This window comes from Scytonema sp. PCC 10023, assembly GCF_963920835.1.
In the GTDB taxonomy this organism is placed as follows: Bacteria; Cyanobacteriota; Cyanobacteriia; order Cyanobacteriales; family Nostocaceae; genus Kalymmatonema.
Genome location: NZ_CAWUDP010000205.1, coordinates 1 through 6,057 on the forward strand (window position 1 = coordinate 1; position 6,057 = coordinate 6,057).

Consider the following 6,057-nt stretch of genomic DNA (forward strand, 5'->3'; position numbering starts at 1 on the left):
GTCCGCAAAGCTTCATCGAGCTTGCGATACTGGCTATCTGTTCCTTCCAACTTGGCTTCGTATACTATCATCAGCTAATCTTACCACGACTTATACATGGTAAGACGACGATGATGATTCTAAGTTCCCGCAAAGGTAAAGATTGTCAAAACCTCGACTGCACCTCGCCCTGTTTCTGTTACACAGAAAATTGGTTAAGGTGCGTCTCGGTTTTGACCCATAATTCATCTCACCGCTTTCCTGTGTACAGTATGGCGGGAGCCTTCTTATGGAGTTAGGTAAATGAATGTAGCACTTAAAAAAAAAATGCAACATTAACAAGCGATTCCTTGGCAAAAACGAACCCACCCAGATGGGAATCTGGGTGGGTTCAAGAGAAGTTATTTAAGAGCAATAGGGTTTAATCTATTTCGCTTAGTAGCGGTTACGGAAGCTGTTGTTGCCTCGGTTACCATTAAACGAACCTCTATCTTCCCTGGGTTTAGCCTTATTTACTTTAAGGTCACGACCCATCCATTCAGCGCCATCAAGAGCTTCAATGGCAGCTGATTCTTCAGCTTCTGTACCCATTTCCACAAAACCAAAGCCGCGCAGACGACCTGTTTCACGGTCAGTAGGTAGCTGAATACGTTTTACAGAACCATATTCTGCAAAAACAGCATTCAGATCATCTTGTGTAACTTCGTAAGAGAGGTTACCTACATAAAGTGACATAGATTATCTCCAAAATCATAAGTGTGTAGAGATTTAGATTTCGGAGAGGAGCCTGTAAATACCAAAAGGAAAAAGCCTGTCAATACTAAAAACAAACGAAGTCGCCGAATTAATTCTCACCTTTGATCATAACATCGCAGCGCAGTATTAGGGGCGAGCTTGAAAACTTGTTACAAAAAGTTATATTAACAATCACCGCAGTCTCCGCATCAGCAAAGCCAAACGAATCTGCACCGCATCATCAAAGCGGCGTGGATCAAGTCCAGTGAGCGAAGTAATCTTATCTAATCGGTAACTCAGCGTATTCCGGTGAATCGACAGTCGATTTGCTGTGGAAGAGGGACAGCAGTCTTCAGAAAAGAAGGTATCTAAGGTTGTGAGCAATTCCGGTTCGTGGTTGAGAGGACTCAATAGATATGTTGCCAATTCGATTTTTGTCTGCTCATCCGCAACCCCAATAAAAGCTGCAATTCCCAATCTATCAAGGCAATGTACTTGATTGCGATCGCGAAAGCGGCACCCCAAAGACAAAGCTGCCCGTGCATCCTGGTATGATTGGGCAAGTCCGCGCATTCCTGGGTGATAGCGACCAATGCCAATGCTAATCGATGCGTCGGTATCAGCTCGTAACCTTGATAATAAAGCCTCTGCCGCCCGCTTTAGCGCTGTGAGATTTGCCCAAGAAGAACTACACTGGTCTGGAACATCGCCACGATTTGCCCAACTCCCCAAGTTTTTCGTATCGCTTGCTTTAAGGACAGCCACCTCGCCATCACCGAGATAAGCGCAAATTGTATCGTTAGGCAGATGGAAAAAGCTGACAACACTGCCAATGACTAAAGTAGCCCGTCGCCGTATTTGCGCCTCTGCTAAAGAGGAGGTGGCGACGCGGGGACGCAGTGACGCTGAGACATTCTCCAAGTCTTCATCAGAGACTCCATTTCCTAAAATGTAATCGGCAGCATCGATTAAAATCACTGCACGGGGTGGTGTTAAATCTAAGCCTAGAAGTTTACTATGGTGTAGGACAGTTGCCTCGTCATCTATTAAACCGTTAAGTAAATCGTAAATAAACTTATTCTTTAACTGATGTTGGTTAGGCAAAGCATCAATGACTGCTGTTTGATTAACTACCAGTTCCACGATGACCTGTGCTAAGCGAGGAGAAATTTCCTCACCATTGTCAGGTTTGCCAATAATCACTTCACCTACTTGTGTATCAAAATTAATCGGCACTCGTAGGTAATCAAAAGTGAGTTGTCCACAGATATGGTTGAAGGAAAGCCCAACAAGCTTGCGATCGCTACTGGCAATTGCTATTGAATGTTGGTCAATTACAAAAACTGCCGCACACAATAGCTGCGCTACCCTTTGCGCCACTATTTTGGCAACTCGCTCAAATTGTGCAGTGGTAGTTAATAAAGCTGTCATTTATTTCTTATGTCCAGGGAAGTGCAATTGCTGTCATATCGAAAGCAGTATCGAAGAGACATCACGGTAGCGTCATCAATCTTACGACAGACAAGTTAAAGCGTATTTTAAATTACACAGTATTGCTTGTCCTCTGTCTAATGATTTATGCAATTAGACAGAGAAAATCTTTATGCCAGTAGCAGTATGAATCAAAACTCAAGTTTATGTTAAACAACTGTTAGTTAAAAAAATAAAAATATTTATTTATGCAACTAGCAGGTAAAGTAGCTTTAATCACAGGAGCAGGTTCAGGTATAGCTAAAGCAACAGCAAAATTGTTTGCAAAACAAGGTGCAAAAGTTGCTGCTTTGGGGCGAACAAAGGAGGAACTAGAAGACACTGTTGCCGAAATTCAGAATGATAATGGTGAAGCAATACCACTAGTTGCTGATATCTCACATCCAGAAGAAATGCAACAAGCAACCCAACAAGTTGTAGATAAGTGGGGGCGCTTGGATATTGTGTTTGCTAACGCCGGTATTAATGGTGTATGGGCACCTATCGAGGAATTGGCACCCGAAGAGTGGGATAAAACAATAAATGTCAATTTAAAAGGAACGTTTCTCACAGTAAAATACGCTGTGCCTTATTTGAAAAAGCAGGGAGGTTCTGTGATTATCACCTCATCTGTCAACGGTACACGTATTTTTAGTAACACTGGCGCTACTGCTTATTCTTGCACAAAAGCGGCACAAGTGGCTTTCACAAAAATGGTGGCTTTGGAGCTAGCTAAACACCGCATTCGTGTTAACGTAATTTGCCCTGGTGCCATTGAAACAAATATTAACGAAAGCACTCAAAGACGGGATTTAGAAAGCGTTCAAGAACCTGTTGAGTTTCCTGAAGGGCACATTCCTTTGACTGATGGTAAACCAGGAACATCGGAGCAGGTAGCACAATTAGTTCTCTTTTTAGCATCAGATGCTTCCAGCCACATTACTGGTACCGAAGTTTGGATTGATGGGGGAGAATCTTTATTGAAAGCTTAGAAAGAGATAAGCTGTAGAGCGACAAATTATTTGTCACTGCTTTTCTATTGTACTTTGGCTACCGGAAATAGCAGTAGCTTAATTGTGGGTTTTCATCTCGTCATGATATTAGCGATTAGCTAGAGGATTCATGATAATTGATTGTTCGCGATCCACTAACGTTTTTGATACTGCTGTTTGATATGTTAAATAAGTTACTAAATGGTGAAATATCTTCCGGTTTATCTTGTTTTTGCTCCTGCTGAGAACTAGTTTTACTTTCAGCAGGAGGTTTCGCTCTAATTTTCAGAATTGGAGTCAGTGACTCTGGAATGCCTGCTAGTTGAATGGCGATGCGCCCAAGCTCATAAGCGTCTTCAATGGATAGTTCATTCCCCAGCCCTTGATAAAATGCTCCTGCAAATTTGATGGCAGCGCGATCGCCAATAGCTTGATTCATACCAATGACATAGTTAATGGGTTGGTGAATTGCCTCAGCTTGAGCTTCTGAATAACAGGCGTTGAGCAAAACACAATTTATTTTTTCTTTCAACAGCTTAAATAACTGAGTTAGGACTTCAGTGCTTACAAGCTGCGTTTGCCCTGAATCGTCCTCCAAAGCTAACCCTTGATCCCCTGCACCATGTCCTGAGAAATGTACAATCTGTGGTTTATGCTTTACTAAGGCATGGAGCAAATCATTGGATCGCCAATTTGAGCAAGCATCTTTAAGTTCTGACCTAATTCAAGCGCTTGCAGGTCAGCAAGCTTTAGTAAAGATTTTATTATCCCTGTTGCTCCTTGGGCTTTATTCTGCATCAAGCATACCATCTGCTTATTTTGGCAGTCTTAGCGCTTTTTTTTTAAGTGGAAAAGCAGACTCTGACTTTTTCTCGTACATATGTACAACTGTATGTCTAATCGTCTGGTTCATAATTGCAATTTATCGGAGCTTGAGCCAAAGTCTACTGGCATGGGCTTTGGCTCTTTTCATGTGTATAGTGAGCTTCAGTTTACTAGCAAAGTTAAGTCTGCTAAAAATTTCATCTGGCTTTTTAGGGAATACTGCATTTGTTGCTTTATTTGGTCTAGCGTTCTGTAGCATTACTTTTATCGTCAGTCGTTCTGCAATTGCTCTATTTGACATCTTATTTGCTAGACCCCTATGCTTAAAAATCTTCAGTCTTGCGTTCATTATGCTTGCTACCAATTTTGGTGCTAATACAGCAGTTTACAATTTGAAGGTACAAGAACCATCAACTAAAGCAGTAGCAGTTGTAACTGGCTTTATATATAGTCTTGGCTTGGTATTTAGTAGCTGGTGGGTTAATAAACGTCAAAATGTACCTTGGGATCATCCAAATTTGCTGCGTAATTGGGCACTTGCAACTGGCTCCTGGCGTGGTACATCCTTTCATAACCTAGACTTAAGCGGAGTTAACTTTAGGAATGCTAAGTTAGGTAATACAGATTTACGCGCACGTAAACTGTACCGCACTTGTTTCCAAGGTGCCACGGGACTCGAAAGAGCTAGAGTTGATAGTCGGTATTTAGATTTAGAAATTCCCAAAGTACAGAAACTTTTGACTCGGGGATGTTCTGAAGAGCCAGATTTTAGCCGTTTGAATTTGCGAGGTGCTTATCTGCAAGGTGCAGACTTGCGCCGTATGAAGTTTATTGATACAGATTTAACTGGAGCAGACCTACAAGGTGCAGACTTACGCGGAAGTATCCTGGCTAATGCACAGGTTATCGATGTTGACTTTACAAATGCTAATTTAACTGGAAGCTGCATTCAAGATTGGAACATCAATAGCCAGACCTGCTTTACCAATGTCCAGTGTGACTATATTTATCGCAAATTAGACGAAAAGGAAGAACCTACCGATCGCTATCCAGCAGACCGAAATTTTGAACCCAGAGAATTTGAATCCCTTTATCAAGAAGTCGGTAATGTCGTTGAATTAGTTTTCAAAGAAGGAGTCAACTGGCGTGCTTTCACCTTTGCCCTGCAAAAACTCCATTTAGAAGACGATGGTTTGGGATTAGAACTCAAAGGGCTTGAAAAACGAGGGGATCTGTGGGTTGTTAAAGTAAGTCATAATGAGAACGTACCTACCAAAGAAATAGAGCAACGCCTTAATGCCTCCTATGAAGAGTTGAAGCAACTGCTCTCTACTAAAGAACAGCAAATTAACAGCTTACTAGGAATTGCCACCAGCCAAGCTGAGGCACTAAAAGAATTCAGCAAACGTCCATTGGAGAACAGTTTCTTCATTACTGGCAGTACTATAACTAACCTGGCAGGCTCTGGGCAAATTGAATATAATGAAGCCGCCGATCAAGTTCGCAACATCGTTGCCAATAGTTCCGATCAAGTGCAAGTCACAACCACGGTGCGGAATTTCCTAGCTCAACTACAAGGGCAGAGTGTTGCTACTACAACAGGGACTCAGGCGGAACTGATTAAGCAAGTGCTTCTGAATGAGGCAGACAAAGATCCCATTTTCAAACAGCTTCTTGTTCTGCAAGGTCAGCAACTGGTGGATGCCATGCAAGAGGGAGCAATTACCACTGCTATCCGAGGAGCGATCGCACAACTCCATTGACTTCGTTTGTCCGGTATACCCATCAAAACCTGTTCTTCGGCTCACAATATCACAACCATCATGATTTCATTTTGTGCGAATCATTGACAGGCTTTAAAGTCAACAAGGCTTCTGACGTTTCGTCATTTTAGCAAAAGATTTTAGCAAAAGATAAAAAACAATGTGGGCATTCTCCTTGCTTGCAATCAGCAGGAATTGCGAATGCTGTTTCACAGTTAGGGATGCTCCCAGTAAAGACTTGAACTCTCCACGCTTTGAAAAACGTGGATTCTAGACTGTTGTTGCTACGTGGG

6 protein-coding genes are annotated in these 6,057 nt (G+C 42.2%); 2 read left to right on the forward strand and 4 right to left on the reverse strand.

The features are described 5' to 3' along the window. Positions 1 to 414 precede the first annotated feature (414 nt). A complete protein-coding gene (locus ACM0OZ_RS47350) occupies positions 415 to 714 on the reverse strand; it encodes an RNA recognition motif domain-containing protein (protein ID WP_414589907.1) in 300 nt (99 codons plus the stop codon). Positions 715 to 906: 192 nt separating this feature from the next. Then, positions 907 to 2,145, reverse strand: coding sequence for a PucR family transcriptional regulator (locus ACM0OZ_RS47355; RefSeq protein WP_414589908.1), 1,239 nt, complete (start codon positions 2,143 to 2,145; stop codon positions 907 to 909). A 248-nt stretch (positions 2,146 to 2,393) separates the two neighbouring features. Between ACM0OZ_RS47355 and ACM0OZ_RS47360 the strand changes: the two genes are divergently transcribed. Beyond that, complete coding sequence (locus ACM0OZ_RS47360) at positions 2,394 to 3,176, forward strand: SDR family oxidoreductase (RefSeq protein WP_414589909.1); 783 nt, start codon at positions 2,394 to 2,396, stop codon at positions 3,174 to 3,176. A 115-nt stretch (positions 3,177 to 3,291) separates the two neighbouring features. Here the strand turns inward: ACM0OZ_RS47360 and ACM0OZ_RS47365 are convergent, their stop codons facing one another. Together ACM0OZ_RS47365 and ACM0OZ_RS47370 are read right to left on the reverse strand one after the other, a co-directional pair. Further along, entirely contained in the window at positions 3,292 to 3,852 is a 561-nt protein-coding gene (locus ACM0OZ_RS47365) for a CHAT domain-containing protein (RefSeq protein ID WP_414589910.1), read from the reverse strand. Beyond that, positions 3,837 to 3,974 (reverse strand): hypothetical protein, encoded by a 138-nt coding sequence (locus ACM0OZ_RS47370; protein WP_414589911.1) that lies wholly within the window; start codon positions 3,972 to 3,974, stop codon positions 3,837 to 3,839. The genes ACM0OZ_RS47365 and ACM0OZ_RS47370 overlap by 16 nt, the downstream gene beginning before the upstream one ends. Positions 3,975 to 4,351: 377 nt before the next feature. On the opposite strand from ACM0OZ_RS47370, the gene ACM0OZ_RS47375 reads away from it, so the two are divergent. Next, entirely contained in the window at positions 4,352 to 5,764 is a 1,413-nt protein-coding gene (locus ACM0OZ_RS47375; RefSeq protein WP_414589912.1) for a pentapeptide repeat-containing protein, read from the forward strand. Positions 5,765 to 6,057: the final 293 nt, after the last annotated feature.